Origin of the sequence: Sphingobium sp. AntQ-1, from assembly GCF_028538045.1 — a bacterium.
Taxonomy (GTDB): domain Bacteria; phylum Pseudomonadota; class Alphaproteobacteria; order Sphingomonadales; family Sphingomonadaceae; genus Sphingobium; species Sphingobium cupriresistens.
In genome coordinates, this window is sequence record NZ_CP117159.1 from 634,485 (window position 1) to 649,763 (window position 15,279).

General features: G+C 61.3%; 17 protein-coding genes. 11 read left to right on the plus strand and 6 right to left on the minus strand.

Features of this window, described 5'->3' with window-relative positions:
- Positions 1–6: 6 nt before the first annotated feature.
- The 4 genes from sphantq_RS24450 to sphantq_RS21850 form a co-directional block, all read right to left on the minus strand.
- A complete protein-coding gene (locus sphantq_RS24450; RefSeq protein ID WP_443021574.1) occupies positions 7–198 on the minus strand; it encodes a DUF6961 family protein in 192 nt (63 codons plus the stop codon).
- Complete coding sequence (locus tag sphantq_RS21840) at positions 195–845, minus strand: SOS response-associated peptidase (RefSeq protein ID WP_272800368.1); 651 nt, start codon at positions 843–845, stop codon at positions 195–197. The genes sphantq_RS24450 and sphantq_RS21840 overlap by 4 nt, the downstream gene beginning before the upstream one ends.
- Before the next feature lie 49 nt (positions 846–894).
- Positions 895–1,557 (minus strand): SOS response-associated peptidase family protein, encoded by a 663-nt coding sequence (locus sphantq_RS21845; protein ID WP_272800369.1) that lies wholly within the window; start codon positions 1,555–1,557, stop codon positions 895–897.
- Between the two features lie 114 nt (positions 1,558–1,671).
- Complete coding sequence (locus sphantq_RS21850; protein ID WP_069064636.1) at positions 1,672–1,947, minus strand: HU family DNA-binding protein; 276 nt, start codon at positions 1,945–1,947, stop codon at positions 1,672–1,674.
- Positions 1,948–2,149: 202 nt separating this feature from the next.
- Here sphantq_RS21850 and trxC point away from each other — a divergent pair, with 202 nt between their 5' ends.
- Together trxC and sphantq_RS21860 are read left to right on the plus strand one after the other, a co-directional pair.
- Positions 2,150–2,605 carry a thioredoxin TrxC gene (gene trxC / locus sphantq_RS21855; protein ID WP_272800370.1) on the plus strand — a complete coding sequence of 152 codons (456 nt, stop codon included), beginning with the start codon at positions 2,150–2,152 and terminating at the stop codon, positions 2,603–2,605.
- A complete protein-coding gene (locus tag sphantq_RS21860) occupies positions 2,602–2,931 on the plus strand; it encodes a hypothetical protein (RefSeq protein ID WP_272800371.1) in 330 nt (109 codons plus the stop codon). The genes trxC and sphantq_RS21860 overlap by 4 nt, the downstream gene beginning before the upstream one ends.
- Here the strand turns inward: sphantq_RS21860 and xth are convergent.
- Positions 2,901–3,722: an exodeoxyribonuclease III gene (gene xth / locus sphantq_RS21865; protein WP_272800372.1), complete on the minus strand. Its 822-nt coding sequence runs from the start codon at positions 3,720–3,722 to the stop codon at positions 2,901–2,903. The genes sphantq_RS21860 and xth overlap by 31 nt on opposite strands.
- 75 nt (positions 3,723–3,797) lie before the next feature.
- On the minus strand, positions 3,798–4,094 hold the full coding sequence (locus tag sphantq_RS21870) for a GNAT family N-acetyltransferase (protein ID WP_272800373.1): 297 nt from the start codon (positions 4,092–4,094) through the stop codon (positions 3,798–3,800).
- A gap of 395 nt (positions 4,095–4,489) precedes the next feature.
- Here sphantq_RS21870 and sphantq_RS21875 point away from each other — a divergent pair, with 395 nt between their 5' ends.
- From sphantq_RS21875 to sphantq_RS21915, 9 genes are all read left to right on the plus strand, one after another.
- Positions 4,490–4,663 carry a DUF6771 family protein gene (locus tag sphantq_RS21875; RefSeq protein WP_272800374.1) on the plus strand — a complete coding sequence of 58 codons (174 nt, stop codon included), beginning with the start codon at positions 4,490–4,492 and terminating at the stop codon, positions 4,661–4,663.
- Positions 4,664–5,362: 699 nt separating this feature from the next.
- A complete protein-coding gene (locus sphantq_RS21880; RefSeq protein WP_272800375.1) occupies positions 5,363–6,094 on the plus strand; it encodes an ImuA family protein in 732 nt (243 codons plus the stop codon).
- Positions 6,015–7,568 carry a Y-family DNA polymerase gene (locus sphantq_RS21885; protein ID WP_272800376.1) on the plus strand — a complete coding sequence of 518 codons (1,554 nt, stop codon included), beginning with the start codon at positions 6,015–6,017 and terminating at the stop codon, positions 7,566–7,568. Before sphantq_RS21880 ends, sphantq_RS21885 begins: the two co-directional genes overlap by 80 nt.
- On the plus strand, positions 7,565–10,882 hold the full coding sequence (locus tag sphantq_RS21890) for an error-prone DNA polymerase (RefSeq protein WP_272800377.1): 3,318 nt from the start codon (positions 7,565–7,567) through the stop codon (positions 10,880–10,882). Before sphantq_RS21885 ends, sphantq_RS21890 begins: the two co-directional genes overlap by 4 nt.
- A 408-nt stretch (positions 10,883–11,290) precedes the next feature.
- Positions 11,291–12,136 carry an oxygenase MpaB family protein gene (locus sphantq_RS21895; protein ID WP_169571354.1) on the plus strand — a complete coding sequence of 282 codons (846 nt, stop codon included), beginning with the start codon at positions 11,291–11,293 and terminating at the stop codon, positions 12,134–12,136.
- Positions 12,133–12,435: a UvrB/UvrC motif-containing protein gene (locus tag sphantq_RS21900; RefSeq protein ID WP_169571353.1), complete on the plus strand. Its 303-nt coding sequence runs from the start codon at positions 12,133–12,135 to the stop codon at positions 12,433–12,435. Before sphantq_RS21895 ends, sphantq_RS21900 begins: the two co-directional genes overlap by 4 nt.
- A 74-nt stretch (positions 12,436–12,509) precedes the next feature.
- Entirely contained in the window at positions 12,510–12,923 is a 414-nt protein-coding gene (locus sphantq_RS21905; protein ID WP_169571352.1) for a DUF2231 domain-containing protein, read from the plus strand.
- Positions 12,920–14,233 (plus strand): PQQ-dependent sugar dehydrogenase, encoded by a 1,314-nt coding sequence (locus sphantq_RS21910; protein WP_169571351.1) that lies wholly within the window; start codon positions 12,920–12,922, stop codon positions 14,231–14,233. Before sphantq_RS21905 ends, sphantq_RS21910 begins: the two co-directional genes overlap by 4 nt.
- A 26-nt stretch (positions 14,234–14,259) precedes the next feature.
- Positions 14,260–14,880 (plus strand): retropepsin-like aspartic protease family protein, encoded by a 621-nt coding sequence (locus sphantq_RS21915; protein WP_169571350.1) that lies wholly within the window; start codon positions 14,260–14,262, stop codon positions 14,878–14,880.
- Positions 14,881–15,279 lie beyond the last annotated feature (399 nt).

The following is a 15,279-nucleotide window of genomic DNA, read 5'->3' on the forward strand; positions in this document are numbered from 1 at the left end:
AAGCCTTCAATGCGCCATGGCGCCCTCATCAAGTAGCTGATCGAGCCGTGTTGCAATGTCGAGCCATCGCGTCACGCCTGCCTCATCACCCGCCAGTGCGAGAGTTCTTACTCTTTCTGCGATAAATTGCTCGGCAGCGGCGCCATGTTGCCGTTCGACCGCCAGCGCTTCGGCCCAACGTTCAAATTCGACTCTCACAGGATAGCGGGTGCGGACGTGAACATGCGGGGCTTGTTCCAGGGATCGCTTGTGCGCGTCATCTCGATCAGATCGTCGGGAAAGCAGCGATTCTGGAAGGCGACTACCTCATCGAACGATCCGCCCAGCCACTGGTCATATTCATCCTCATGGAGAAGCACAGGCATGCGATCATGCACGGGGCGGATCGCCTCGTTGCAATCGGTCATGACGCCCGAATAGACCGCGCCCCATTCCTGGCTTTCCCGCCAAAGGCCGGCCCAGGCAAAGACAGGCCGATCCTTGAGATTGAACCAGGTGCGGGTCTTGCTTCCCTTCTCGCCTTCGGCTTCTGCAAAGGCAGTCAGCGGGATAAGGCAACGCCACTGCGGTTTTCGCGCGAGACCAACCCACATGGGTTTGCGCAGGTCGGCGATATTATTAACGGGCTTGGGCTTGGATCCTGGCTTCATGCCGCGCAGGACCAGCGGAAACCCCCAGACCATGGATTGAAGGACACGCTTTCCTTCTGCCTCGCACACCACCATGCCGGGATAGCCGGGATAGACTTCGTCCGGCACGTTCATGGCGGCGATGTCGGGCGGCTCGACGCCGAAATGCGCCGCCACCTCGGCTGCACTCAGTCGCTCAGTATAGAGGTTGCACATTGTTGCACCTGCCTTGTCACGCCGCCCGACTACAAGTGTTGCGTAGCGCTCAGAGCAAGGCAAGCTGCGGCTGCGCTGTGGCGGGCAATTTTCCGCTGCGCCAGAGATCGTCTGTATGCTCAACGACCATGCGTTCGGCAGCAAAAGGCGCGCGATGCTGGAATCCGATGACGTCCCTGATGCTGCCATGCAGCCAGGCGTCATAGTCGTGGGGATCGAGAAGAACCGGCATCCTGTCGTTGGTCGGCATGACCGCGGCGTTGGCCGCCATGGTCATACCGGCATAGACTGGTCCATAATCGGGCAGGTTCCGGCAAAAGCCGGCCCAGGCCATGACGGGCGCATGTTTGACCGAGAACCAGGTTCTCGTCTTGTGGCCGGGCATGCCGTCAGGATTGGCGAAATGGGTCAGGACGATAAGGCAGCGATAGCGCGGGTCCACGACCATATGCTCCCACATGGGATTGGTGAGATCGGCAACCAGCCCCAGCCGTTGAGGATCGTCGCCATGTTCGCGCATCTCGCGGGTCAGGCGCGGGAATCCCCACCCCATCGACCGTAACAGCCGACGTCCCCGGCTTTCAAATACGACGAGCCCGTCGGCGCCCTCGGTGGTTTCACGAGCAAAATGGACAGGCCCTTGCGGCAGCGCCGCACCGAAATGCATGGCGACTTCGCCGACACTCGCCAGGGTCGTATGCAATCTGGACATCGACCGCTTCTAGGGAGACTCGAAAGACATCCGATGATTGGAACATAAAGCGAACAATATTGTCAACCGGCGATAGCCGGGAAGCGCCTTGGACGGACGTTTCCCGGCGAAATTTCAGCCGTTCAGTTTATCCTTTATCGCCTTGGCGGGCGTGAAGCCGAGCTTCTTGGCAGCTGCGATCTGGATAGTGGCGCCGGTGGAGGGGTTGCGACCTTCGCGCGCTGGCGTGTCCTTGACCTTGAACTTGCCAAAGCCATTGAGGGCAATTTCTTCGCCCGCTGCTGCAGCATCAGCGATTGCGGCGAAGACCGCATCGACCAGCTTGCGGGCATCCGCCTTGGAAAGGCCGTTGTCGCCGGCGATCTTCTCAGCGAGGTCGGTATTGTTCATGGGCTATATCCTGTGTCGTTGGACCGCGGGCATAGACGAGGGCGCAAGCCAACGTCCAGCCAGGACGTTATCGCTTGTTGGCCGTCTATGGGCTTCATCGTCCTCCCAGGACGTGCTTGCCTTTGCGGGGCCTGACATTCGGGATGCCCGATTCCATCTATGGCATCTATGCCATCAAAGACGACGCATGATGGAGACCAGAATGGCTACGGCGCCCAATGATGCCCTGATTGTCCTATGTCCGGCTTGCGCAACGGCGAACCGGTTGCCCCGCGAAAGGCTGGCCAAGGGCGGAACCTGCGGCCGATGCAAACGCCCCCTATTCTCTGGGGAGCCCGTCAAACTGACTGCAGGTAATTTCGACGCGCATGCCGCGCGGTCCGATATTCCCCTGCTCGTCGATTTCTGGGCGAGCTGGTGTGGTCCCTGTCGTCAGATGGCCCCCGCCTTCAGCGCCGCAGCCGGACAACTCGAACCCTATATGCGCCTTGGGAAACTCGATACCGAGGCGCATCAGGCGATCGCGGATCGCTATGCCATCCGGTCCATTCCCACGATGATCCTGTTTCGGGGCGGCCGCGAGATTGCGCGGCAATCGGGCGCTATGCCGCAACAGGCCATCGTTGCATGGGCGCGCGAGGCGGCACGACCGACGTGAGCCGTAAGTCCGCAGCCCACCCGTCAACGCCCGATGGCCGTTATTTTGTCGTGCGCGGCCGCCTATGGCGGCTGGCCAATCCCGCGTTGGACGAAGACGTTCGCGCTGCCCTGGTATCGGATCTGATGCAGGCGCGTAGAGCCGTGCGCGACGCCCGTAAAAACGGCGATGTATCGGCCGAGCGTGAAGCGCATGCGGCGGTGGACATTACCAAACGCGGACTTGGCGAGCGTGGCCCAGTCTGGTGGACTGATGGCGCACCTGACTATAATCGCCATATGGCGCGCAATACGCCCTATGCTGACTGGTTTGCAGCCCTCGACTGACGCGCCTTGCGCACCGGCTTGTCGGCCAGCTTAATCCAAACCGGAGCATGGTCGCTCGTCTTTTCCCATCCGCGCGGCGCTGTGTCGACCTGCGCCCATTCAAGCCTGCTCCGTGCCTTTGCGTTGAGCAGAATATGGTCGATCCGAAGGCCTGCGTTGCGCCCGAACGCCCCACGCCAATATTTCCAGAAGGTGTAGATGGTCTCATCGGGGTGCATTTCGCGCAGAGCATCGCTCCATCCCTGCTCCAGCAGATGGCGATAGGCTTCCCTCACCTCCGGCGCGAAGAGCGCATCGTCTCGCCACTGCTCGGGCGCATAAACATCCAGATCGGTTGGCATGACGTTGAAGTCCCCGGCGACCACAACCGGCGCATCGAGATCGACGAGCGAGGCAAGGTGATCATGAAGCCGCTCGAACCAGCGCAATTTGAAGTCGAACTTGGGTCCAGGGCGTGGATTGCCGTTGGGCAGATAAAGACCAGCCACCAGAACCCCGGCAACCGCCGCTTCGATGTAGCGGCTTTGCGTGTCGTCCGGATCGCCCGGCAGCCTGCGGCGCGTCTCGTGAATTTCACCGACCCGGCTCAGGATCGCAACCCCGTTCCACTGGCTTTGCCCGTGCCAGACCGCGTCATATCCCGCGTCGCGGATCGCTGTTTCAGGAAATTTATCCTGAGGCGCCTTCAATTCCTGGAGACAGACGATGTCAGGTGCGGCTTCGCCCAGCCATCGCAGCAGGACAGGCAGACGCCCGTTGATCCCGTTCACATTATAGGTCGCGATCTTCATCGTTGCGTTGACCTAGCTGGCGCGGGAGAGGCATGGGAATGGTTATAAGTCATGGATGATCCACACACTCTGCGATCAGCCTGGCGCGTCGAGCGCCAACAAATCCTGTTCCTCTGGATGGCGATCAAAATAGCCGGCGACGAATTCGCATAGCGGCACGACCTTCAATCCGTTCTCCCGCACGTCCGCCAACGCGCCGGCGATCAGCTTGCTGGCAATGCCTTGCCCTTCGAGCGCGTCAGGAACTTGCGTGTGCGTGAAGATCAATGCGCCATCGCGCCGTTCATAGGCCGCAATAGCCGTGCCACCATCGACCTTGAGTTCATAGCGGCTCTCGCCTTCATTATCGCGGACGTCCTGCGTCTCAGCCATGGTCGGTTCCTTTCTTTCGGGTCATATGCATCGGCGATTTTCGCAGAGCCGGTCGATAGATCGAACAGATGGACAATGGCGCGGTTCCGCTAGGGCTGTCTGCTGACGAATGCGGCCTGGCTTTTGCGTTCCGATGCCGTGGCAGCCACAAGCCTTGCTGGAAAAAACCGAGCTGCAGCGCTCATGAACAGCAGCTTCACCCGTCATTCATCGCAGCATGCTATTTTATGCTCTGTCGCTTCTTCCCCCCTTTGGAGCGGCACCTCCCTGAACTTCGGTCCTGCCGCGAGCCTTGCTCTGGGGCTTTTTTATGCATCCCCTGCTTTCATCACGATCGCCTTTTGGGTGTCACCTTGATGATTGCTTGTCTGCACGCGACCACCCATAGGGTCCAAATGGACCAAGAGACTTCCGAGCTCATCACGCGTGTCATTGCGCGCGCGCCGCAATGGCTTCGCCACGACCTGTCATCAAAGGACCTCAATGCCCGTGGACGGGCCGAAGAAACGCTTGCCGCCATGATCGTCGATGCGCTGTCGCACGGAACGCCGCAGGAGCCGGAAGGTTAAGCTTCGCGTGGGACCCTCCCATGGAGCATCTGTTTCGATGGGACGCCTTCTCCTCCCTGCCCTGCTTGTGGCCGCTGTTCCGACCGCAGCCTGCGCATCGAACAGCGACGCGCTGACTATCCATTGCGACAGCGGTCGAACCTTCCTTGCCGAGATCAGCCCGGATGGCGCGCTCGTAACGATCGGGAGAAGGACGGTCGCGCTCAGGCCAAGGGACTCAACGCTTGGGCGACGGTTTGAAGCAATAGGCGCTGCCCTGATCATAGATGGCGAGATGGTCGCTTTGGTACTCGATAACGATATCGATTTTCGGAACTGCCGGGTAAACCCGCCTGGTTCCCAGCTTCGGAACGCCAGATGAACTCGCCACCAGCCTGATCTCTCCTGTTTCGAGTGCTAGGAAACAGACATCTGCATCTCTTTGATCGTCCCCGATTCGGAATGCGAACACGGCGAACAGCGACCGAATGATTTGGCGATTTCGATTCGGGCATCGCCCCTCGATTTTCTCTCGCGCTCGATATTTTGTGAAATCACGATCGCGTCGCGAAACGATTCAGGGAATCCATGACGTTGGATCCGCCGGATGCCCCAAGCAGGACCTCGTTCACCCCGAAACATGCGCTGGACTAACTTGACAGTCCGGGGAGTCATGGAGAACAGAAAGGGAACACGCTGTTAGACCGATGAGACCAAGGAATGCCCCGCAATGCCATCCTCGAGGATTTGCGTTCGTCGATCGCCCATGTGACGGGCGATGGGCGCCGTCATGGCGTCCATCCTTTCGGCCTTGACGATATCGACGATCATCTGCCCGGAAATGGTCTTGCAACCGGCGCATTGCATGAGGTTCTGGGCTCTCCCGACATTTGCGACGACGCAGCCGCAACGATATTCATCGCAGGCATATTGGCGCGCATGGAAGGCCCGGTTTTCTGGTGTCTGCGCTGGCGCGATTTGTTCACCCCTGCCCTCGACCTTGCAGGCCTTCATCCTGACCGCCTGACCATCGTCGAGCCTGGCGATGACAAGGGCGCGCTGATCGCGATGGAAGATTGCCTGCGCGTGGCTGGCATCGCCGGCGTTGTGGGCGAGGTCTCGAAGCTCTCGACGACCGCGTCGAAACGGCTTCAGCTTGCTGCCGAAGGGTCCGGGGTGACTGCGTTCATCCTGCGTCGCGCCGCCAGGGCGGACGCACTGATCGAGGGCTCTGCAGCGCAGACCCGATGGCGTGTTAAGGCATCACCGAGCACAGATCTGGGCATCCCTGCCCTTGCCCGCCCGCGCTGGTCGGTCGCGCTCGAGCGCGTCCGCGGCGCAGAACCTAAAAGCTGGATAGTGGAGGCCTGCGATGCGCAGGGTCGTCTCGCTCTACCTGCCATACTGGTCGACAGACCGGATCAGCAGGAAGCGTGGCGTATCGCCGTCTGAGGCGAACGCAGCGCCATCCCGGCCGCCGCTTGTCACGGCCATAGAATCGCACGGTCGCAAGCTGATTGCCGCGGTGGACGTGCTTGGCCGCAGCCTTGGCATCACGCCCGGCATGAGCGTCACCAAGGCAAGGACCATGGTGCCCGATCTTGACGTGCTCGATGCAGACGAAGCGGCCGACGCGCAAGGGCTTGAGCGGCTCGCCTTGTGGGCAGGGCAGCGCTACGCCCCCTTCGTCGCGGTCGATTACCCCGATGGCCTATGGCTCGACATCAGCGGATGCGGCGAACTGTTCGGCGGCGAGGAAGCGCTGGTCAAGGACCTGTTCCGCCGGGTGAACGGCTCGGGCCTTACAGCACAGATCGCTGTTGCTGACACGGCAGGCTGCGCGCATGCGGTCGCTCGCCATGTCCCTGCCGGTCGCCCGGTTATCATTCTTCCTGGAGACCAGAAGAAGGCGGTCGGCCTCCTACCCCTTGCCGCCCTGCGCATCCCGGCAAAAGTGGCAAGCGATCTGCACAAGATGGGCTTCACCCGGATCGAGCAACTCATTTCCGAGCCGCGCGGTCCCATTGCGCGCCGCTACGGACATGAACTCTACCGCCGCCTCGACCAGGCGCTTGGCCATGCGCCAGAGGCGATGGCCCCGATCTTCCCGCCATCACTGCCCCAAGCGCGCCGCGGGCTTCTTGAACCCATCGGTACGGCCGACGCCATCGCGAAGGTCATCAGCGATCTCACCGACGACATTTGCGCTGCGTTGATGCGGGACGGCACCGGCGCGCGGCGCCTCGACCTCCATTGCGAACGGGTCGATGGCCAATATCAGTCTGTCAGGATCGGTATGGCGTCTCCCACCAGGGATGCCCGGCATCTGACAAAGCTCCTGGTTCCCAGGATCGAACGGATCGACCCTGGGCTTGGGATCGAGACCATGATCCTGATCGCGCCGATCGTCGAACCACTCCGCAGCGCACAGGCTGATCTTACAGGCGATACGCATCGCGGCCCGGACCTTGGTGCCCTTATCGACGCGCTAGCGAACCGTTTCGGCTATGACCGGCTGTACGGCACGACGCCCTGCTCGTCCGCCATGCCCGAACGAACGGTCAAGCGGACAACGGCGCTGCGCGAGTGCACGGATCGGCGCTGGAACGCTGTCCTGCCGCGCCCGGGCCGCATGATCGAACCGCCCGAGCCGGTCCAGGTGATCGCGATGATGCCGGACCATCCGCCTGCCCAGTTCGTCTGGCGGGGCAAGCGGCACAAGGTGGTTCAGGCCGATGGTCCCGAACGCCTCCAGGGCGAATGGTGGCGCGCCAAGGGCCTGGAAGCCGACAGCCCCTATCTCGTGCGCGACTATTTCCAGGTCGAGGTCGAGGGCGGCGGGCGCTACTGGCTGTTCCGCTTGGGCGACGGCCAATGGTCGTCGACCGGACCCATGGCCTGGTTCATCCATGGCGCCTTCGCATGAGCCTTGCCGATCAGCGCTATGTCGAGTTGCAGGCGACGAGCCATTTCAGCTTCCTGCGCGGTGCATCCTCGCCTGAAGAGCTGCTCTCGGCCGCCGCCATGCTGGGCATGCCTGCCATCGGCATCGTGGATCGCAATAGTCTGGCGGGATTGGTGCGCGCCTGGGACGCTGGCCGTGCGACGGGCGTGCGCGTCGTCAACGGCTGCAGGTTGGATCTTTCCTGTGGCACCGGCCTGCTTGTCTATCCCACCGATCGCGCAGCCTATGGCCGCCTTTGCCGACTGTTGACGCTCGGCAAATCGCGCGCTGGCAAAGGAGGCTGCGAACTCCATTGGGATGATGTCGCGACATGGAGCGAGGGGCTGATCGCCATCCTTATCCCCGATAGCGATGACGCAAAAACGCAGGCGGACCTCGTCAGCGTCTCATCCATCTTTCAGGAATGCAGCTACCTCGCGCTGACCCTGCAGCGGCAGCCCGGCGACGCGTTACGGTTGCGACGGCTCACGCAGATGGCACAGCAGGCGCGCGTCGCGACCGTCGCCACCGGCGATGTCCTCTACCACACGCCCGAGCGCCGAATGCTGCAGGATGTTATGACCTGCATCCGCGAGAAATGCACGATCGACGATCTGGGCGAGCGACGCGAGCAGATCGCAGACCGGCACCTCAAGGACGCCGAAGAGATGGACCGGCTGTTCGAGCGCTATCTTGGGGACACAGGGCCAGTTCGGCGAAGTGTCGCCATTGCCGAGCAATGCAGCTTCTGCCTTGAAGAGCTGCGCTATCAATATCCCGATGAAATTGGTAGAAGCGGGCGTACGCCGCAGCAGGAACTTGAGCGCCTTACCTGGGCAAAAGCCCCTTCTCGCTATCCAGACGGAATTGACGACAAGACAAGAGCCCAGTTGGAGCATGAACTGCGCCTCATCGCCCAGCTCGATTACGCACCTTATTTTCTGACGGTTCACGCGATCGTCAATTTCGCGCGATCCAAGGATATTTTGTGCCAGGGCCGGGGATCGGCCGCCAATTCGGCGGTCTGCTATTGCCTTGGCATTACCTCGATCGACCCGGTGCGCACCGAGCTTCTGTTCGAACGGTTCGTGAGCGCTGAGCGACGCGAGCCACCCGATATCGATGTCGATTTTGAGCATGAGCGCCGCGAGGAAGTGATCCAGTGGATCTACGAGACCTATGGCCGCAACCATAGTGCGCTGACCGCCGTCATCTCCCGCTTCCGTACCAAAGGCGCGATCCGCGAGGTCGGCAAGGCGCTCGGGCTTTCGACCGACGTTACCGATGCACTGTCAGGGCAGGTCTGGGGGTGGAGCTGCGAGGGTGTGCAGGACTGCCATGTCGCCGAGCTCAATCTCGATATGACCGATCGCCGCCTTGCTCTCACGCTGGACCTGTCGCGTCTGCTCATGGACACGCCACGCCATTCCTCGCAGCATCCTGGCGGCTTCGTGCTGACCCGCGACCGGCTCGACGAGTTGGTGCCGATTGAACCTGCCCGCATGGATGATCGCCAGATTATCGAATGGGACAAGGATGATATCGACCTCATGGGGTTCATGAAGGTCGATGTGCTGGCATTGGGCATGCTCAGCTGCATGCGACGCGGCTTCGATCTCCTGCGCGAGGAGAAGGACATCCACCTCGATCTCGCCACGATACCGGCCGAAGACCCGGCAACCTATGCGATGATCCGCAAGGCTGACACGCTTGGCGTCTTCCAGATCGAAAGCCGGGCACAAATGGCGATGCTGCCGCGTATCAAGCCAAGGACATTCTATGACCTGGTCGTCGAGGTCGCCATCGTGCGACCTGGCCCCATCCAGGGCGACATGGTCCACCCTTATCTGAGGCGCCGCGAAGGAAAGGAGGAGGTCAGCTATCCCAAGCCGGAGTTGCGCCGCGTCCTCGAAAAGACGCTCGGCGTCCCGCTCTTTCAGGAGCAGGCGATGCGGGTCGCAATTGAGTGTGCCGGGTTCACCGCCAGCGAGGCGGACCTTTTGCGGCGGGCGATGGCGACGTTCAAGCTGACCGGCGGGGTCAGCCATTTTCGCGACAAGCTCATCGGCGGCATGGTCGAGCGCGGCTATGAGCAGGCTTTTGCCGAACAGACCTTCAAGCAGATCGAAGGCTTTGGCTCCTATGGCTTCCCCGAAAGCCATGCCGCAAGCTTCGCGCTCATCGCCTATGCCTCCTCCTGGCTCAAATGCCATCATCCAGATGTATTCTGTGCAGCATTGCTGAACGCTCAGCCCATGGGCTTCTATGCGCCAGCCCAAATCGTCCGCGACGCACGCGAACATGGCGTTGAGGTCCGACCTGTTGATGTAAACCATAGCCGCTGGGACTGCACGCTTGAAGAGGGGAACCGGCGGTACAAGGCCGTGCGCCTTGGGCTGCGCATGGTCCGCGATCTTGCCAATCCGGACGGAGCGGCGATCGTCTCGGCCCGTGGCGCAGAGCCCTATGCTTCAGTGGAAGAAATCCAGCGCAGAACTGGCGTCGGCGCTGGCGCTCTCAATCGGATCGGTGATGCTGATGGCTTTGGCTCGCTCCAGCACAGCCGCCGCACTGGCCTGTGGGATGTGAAAGGGTTGCGCGACAGCCCCCTACCCCTTTTTGCCGCGGCAGACGAGCGCGAGGGAAAGCCCCGCGCCGAAGCGGTCGAACCGACGGTTGAGCTCTCGCCGATGGCGGAAGGCCGGGAAGTCGTGGAAGATTATCGCAGTGTCGCGCTATCACTCCGCGCCCACCCGGTGGCCTTTCTCAGGGCGGATTTGGTAGCTAGGAAGATGGTCCCGTGCGCGGCGCTTTCTGACATCCGCGATGGTCGCTGGGTCAATCTTGCAGGAATCGTCATGGTGCGGCAGCGACCCGGCTCTGCCAAGGGCATCATGTTCATCACTATCGAGGATGAAACCGGGATCGCAAATCTTGTAGTCTGGACCAAAATATTCGAAGCCAATCGCGGGACTGTCCTTGGCGCATCCATGCTGGGCGTGCGCGGTCAGGTTCAGAAAGAAGGCGAGGTCATTCACGTCATTGCCCAGCGGCTTGAAAATCTGTCGGGGTTGCTGGCAAGCGTGGGCGAACGGAGCGATCTTGCCAACGTCTTTCGCCCGGCGCGCGGCGATGGCGCAAAAAACGGGGGTGGACCTGATCCCCGGGACCCGGACAGCAAATTGCTCGGTCGTAAGGCACGTGAGATATACATCCCTGACCTGAGGCTGGGATCGGGCATCATTCCCGGGCAGTCGACCGAAGGCATCAAGGTGAAGCCAAGGGATTTTCGGTGAATGTTTCATCAGTGACATCGGCGCATACTGTGCGATATTGCAAGGGCGACGACCTGATCGGTTGCTCACTCACGAGCAACCGCCCTTGCGAAGAACTATTCGTTTTGTAGCGCGCCAGAATTGGTCGAAACGGAATTTTTCGGTTCCGCGGATATGCTCGATACCAGTGTCAGATCATCCGACAGCAAGAGGGGTCCTGGCGACGTCGCGCACGATGGATGGGATGCGCTGATGAAGGCAAGGCGCATATCGTGTCCGGTGGGAAAACAGGATATCGGCTGCCGTAGCGCATTTGACATCCGCGGCGATCCTGACGGAGCAGCATCGTAAGATGGGGGAACCGGGTCGGGTGATGAGGATTGCAAAGTCCATGCGGACCGATCGTCCGGGCCGTTCGTTGATCCCTATATGCTGACGCTCCGCACCCTGTCCAATGGCATCAAACAGTCTATCCGCCATCAGGTGGTTGGTATGTTCAACGACCTTGGCAAGGGCGAAACACCCGTATCAAGAAGCGCCGACGCGCTGTTCGATCCAGATTCGGTAGCATGGCGGGTGCATGGCGACGTGGCGTCGATGATGGTCGGCGGGATCGGCAGCCTGCTTATGCAGATGTTGCACCCTTCCGTACTGGCTGGCGTCTGGGATCACTCAAATTTCCGCACGGATATGCATGGCCGCCTGCGCCGGACCGCCCGGTTCATCGCGGCGACGACCTACGCCGATCGGGATTTGGCGCAGGCGACAATGGCGCGCGTCCGTCGTGTGCATGATCATGTCAGCGGCACGCTGCCGGATGGCACGGCCTATCATGCCAATGATCCGGCCCTTCTGGCCTGGGTCCATGTCACCGAAGCGAGCAGTTTCCTGAATGCCTGGATTCGCTATGGCGAACCGACCATGCCCGCCGACGACCAGAATCGGTATTTCGCGGAAATGGCGCTGATCGGTCGTGCCATGGGCGCCGACCCGGTACCAACATCGCGATCCCAGGCACGCGCCCTGGTCGAAGAGATGCGCCCGCAATTGCGAGTGGACGATCGCACCCGGACCGTCGCACGCCTGATCATGAACGGCAGCACGACCAGCCTGGCAGCCGAAGCGCCAAGACGGCTGGCGGTCCAGGCGGCGGTCGATCTGTTGCCGCAATGGGCGCGTAAGATGCACAGGATGAGCCTGCCCCCGTTGGAGCGCCCGATCGTCCGGGCAGGGACATTCGGCATCGCACAGACACTGCGCTGGGCATTCAAATGACGAAGGCTGGCGGCATCGAAGCGCTCCGGCTGGCCATGGAGGCAGCGGCTGAACGCGGCGACTTCGAAACCGCCGCGGACCTGCGGGACCGCATCAGCCTGTTGCGCAAAGCGCCTGCGGGGACGCAGGCGGCTGATTTCGATCCCACTGGGCTGGTTCGCCAGACCCCCGGCGCCATGGGCCTGGGCACGAACCGACAACGCGTATCGACCCCGCCCGGCTGGTCGCCGCCCAAGAAACCCGATCCCATGACGACGGGGCGATCCCGCCGGAGAGGCCCGCGCAAAAGCGGCACATGACGCTGATCGCGCAACCAAAGTTACGTGCCGCGCATTCCCATATTCTCCTCCCTCTCCCATCCTGGAGACATTCCTTGTCCAGCGCGTCGTCGGCATATCGGCCACTGCTTCCACCGCCCCTTGCGCTTCTTCTGTCGTTCCCAGTTGCCTTGTTCACCATCGCACTGTTCACCGACATCACCTATCTTCAGACGGCAGAGGTTCAGTGGACGAATTTCTCGTCCTGGCTCATCGTAGGGGCGCTGGTGTTCGGTGGGGTCGCCCTTGCGTGGAGCTTGATTCTGGCGATCAGGTGGCGCGGAGCACGTCTCTACGCGCTGTTGCTCGTGCTTGCGTGGATAGCGGGCCTGGTCAACGCGTTTCAGCATAGCCGCGACGCATGGAGTTCGGTCGGAACGACCGGGCTGATACTCTCCATCCTGAGCGCAGCGTTCGCCATCGCCGCAAGCTGGCTCGCGCATGGCGCCAAGTGGGAGATCGCCCGATGACCCTTTATCTCCGCCCATTCGGCGCGACGGCCGCCATCCTTGCCCTCGCCGCATGTAGTAGCAGCAAGCCGGGCATCGACCAGACCGGCGCTACCCCCGATCTGCCCGCGCAGCGCGAAACGCTGATACCACCGATCAAGATCGCCACGCCGCAGGGTTGGGATGGTGAAAAGCCGGTCGCCCCGCGCGGTTTTACCGTCACTGCGCTCGCCACCGATCTTAAAGTGCCGCGCCAGACGCTGGTGCTGCCCAATGGCGATATCCTGGTTGCAGAAGGATCGGGCGGCGCGGACGCGCCGCTGCTGCGGCCCAAGGATGTGATCGCGGGCTATATCAAGAGCAAGGGCAAGACGCCGGTCAAAGGTGCCAACCGCATCACCTTGCTGCGCGACGCCGATGGCGATGGCAGGGCTGAGGTCAGAACGATCCTGATCGACGGGCTGAACGCGCCCTATGGCCTGGCCTTCGTCGAGGGTAATCTCTACGTCGCGGATCAGGACGCGCTGCTGCGCTTTCCGTACAAGGAGGGCGACACCCGCATAGCGACCCCAGGGCAGGAGGTGACGAAGCTGCCGTCGCGCATCAATCATCATTGGACCAAGTCGCTTGCTGCCAGCGCCGATGGCACGAAACTCTATGTCGGTATCGGCTCGAACAGCAATGTGGGGGAGCGCGGCATGGCGGTTGAGGAGGACCGGGCCGTCATCTGGGAAATCGATCGCGCAACCGGCGCGCGCCGCACCTATGCCAGCGGTATCCGCAACCCCACAGCGCTCGCCATCAATCCGCAGACCCGCGCGCTCTGGTCGGTCGTCAACGAACGCGATGAACTGGGTCCACAATTGGTGCCCGATTATCTGACGTCGGTGCGGCTTGGCGGCTTCTACGGCTGGCCCTACAGCTATTGGGGGCGAAACGTCGATCCACGTGTGCATCCGCAAAATCCGAAGATGGTCGCAAATGCACAGCGCCCCGATTATGCGCTTGGCTCTCATGTTGCAGCCTTGGGTTTGAGCTTCGTATCGAGCGCGGGCTTTGGGCGGTTCTCGCAAGGCGCTTTTGTCGGTGAGCATGGCAGTTGGAATCGGCAGGACCCCTCGGGTTACAAGGTGGTGTGGATACCCTTCGTTAATGGCCGCCCGGCGGGCAAGCCGGTCGATTTTCTGACTGGCTTCCTGAAAGACGGACATGCACGGGGGCGCCCGGTTGGCGTCACCTATAATCCGGTCCATGACAGCGTAATCGTCGCGGATGACGTGTCGAACACGGTGTGGCGGGTCGCGCCAGATCGGCCTGAATCAGCGCAATGATATCGCCTTTGCAGTGGCGCGCGCCCATGGACCTCACGACTAACCCCGAATGGCAGCAACTGGCCATTTACGCGGTAGGGACCGCTGTCCTGTTGATCCTACTGTTCAATATTCCCTTTATCGGGCGGATGTTGCGTGCCCTGTTTTCGATGGGACTACTGGCCTTCTGTCTGTTCATCCTGTTCCAGCAAGCGCCATACGATCCTACGCTTGCCGGAGTGAAATCCAGGCTCGGGCTCGACGACCAGATCGTCTCTGGCAAGGATGTGCGCATCGCGATGAGCCGGGACGGCCATTTCTGGGCGCGGGTCAACATCAATGGCGTGGAACGGCATATGCTCGTCGACAGTGGCGCGACCATCACCGCCCTATCACAGGCCACTGCGGATAGCGCGTCGGTCGAGCGCAAAGCCAATATGATGCCCGTTGTCATGCAGACCGCCAATGGCGCAGTTCGCGTAGAAACCGGCTCGATTGACCGATTGCAAATCGGGTCCATCCAGGCGCGCAATCTCAAGGTGGTCATCTCGCCGGCGTTTGGACCGGTAGACATATTGGGAATGAACTTTCTGTCGCAGCTTGCCAGCTGGCGTGCGGAGGGCCGAACGTTGATCCTCGTGCCACAAAGCGTCTTGAAAGAAACCTAGCGGACAGCTTTCACCAAGACCTCCGCAACCATGGCCTTTGTGCCGTCATAACGCGTTCGAGCCGCGGATCCGCTTTATGACGCATCCATAAGTTTGTTGATTATGTGAGGAGTAGCGGCACCTTATCGCACGCCTGTGGCGCTCGAAGGCGGATGGCTTCTATTTCGCTGATCACTTGGTGCCGAACGCCAGGCCCGGCTCACTTGAAAGCCCCGTTGGAAAAGCTGAATTCAACCCAGGTGTCGACCAGTCCAAGTTATTCTACTGTGAGGAGGTGGAAGTCCGTCACTATCACAAGCGGATGCGTTCGTGTCAGCACTGCAGTTCTGATAAGTCGGCGCTATGTGAAGGTATTGCCAACATCGGACGAACAGGCGATTCCCAGTAATGCCCATCGCG